Here is a 990-nt window from a genome sequence, read left to right as displayed (position 1 = left end):
TGACAGTTGCCCAGGCTTTCATTGCTTCTACAGCTTGTGTAGCGATTAAGATTATCATTTTAAAAAATAAAACTATATGTGATTGATAGAGCCTACAAACTTAATCCTTTCTTTTTGTCGATTTTGTTTTCGTTCTGCTTTTGGTGTTGTTTTGGTAAATCTTCCATTTTGACCATTCTCTTTTGTTGCTCTGTCAGTTCCGGCTTTTGTTTCTGACGCAAATTTCGCTCTAAGGCTTTGTTTATCTTCAGCTGATGGTCAGGTAAAACGGCAGTCTCTTTTATGACTTTCAAACGCTGTTCTTGCTTTTGGACTTCTATTTTCTCCCGGTTAGACTTATATACTGCGGATAAGTCTTCTTTGGAAATTCTGAGATTGTCTAAATAGATATCTTCTTCGAATTCACGGAAAGACACACCTTGAGCCTGGGCCAATTTTCCCAAATGATGCTGATTTCGTGCGAGGTCTAATAAAGGATGATTGGCCTTAATTTCAGAAATTTGGCCTACATCAAGGGCTTTTACTTTAACAGACCCGGACAGCTCTCTATTTAATACGGTATCGATATATTTTGAATCTTTCTGAAGCTCTCGCTGGATCCAGTTTCTGGATGCCTCAGGATGTGGAAGATTATATTTTTCGGAAAGCTTATAACCGATTAATTCATTATCAATTTTGTTTTTATCCTGGTGAATTCCTTTTCCATCATTATCGATGCGATTATAAATTAAATGCAGGTGATTGTGGTCGGTGTCTTTGTGGCTTACAAAGATATACTGGGTATTTTCAAAGCCCTTTTCTTTGATAAAATCTAAACAGAATTGCTGTTTTTGTTGCGTCGTCAATTCCTCCCAATTGCCTCCCTTCTCTCCTATTCCGATGATGGTATGTCCGCACGGTTTGGCCAGCCTTCTATAACTGGCTTGTTCTTCGAAGTCTTGAATTAAGGCTTGCTTTCCGGAACCATCAAGAGCATCCATGGGACTGCGT

The 990-nt window shown here is 38.8% G+C and carries 1 protein-coding gene; it reads right to left on the bottom strand.

Annotation, left to right across the window (positions count from 1 at the left end; genetic code table 11):
• Positions 1 to 92: 92 nt before the first annotated feature.
• A partial coding sequence (locus tag EGI31_RS15175) for a relaxase/mobilization nuclease domain-containing protein (RefSeq protein WP_255038001.1) occupies positions 93 to 990 on the bottom strand: 898 nt, incomplete at its 5' end.

Source organism: Lacihabitans soyangensis (assembly GCF_024343775.1).
Classification (GTDB): Bacteria; Bacteroidota; Bacteroidia; order Cytophagales; family Spirosomataceae; genus Leadbetterella; species Leadbetterella soyangensis.
This window is presented reverse-complemented; position numbering and strand designations above follow the sequence as displayed.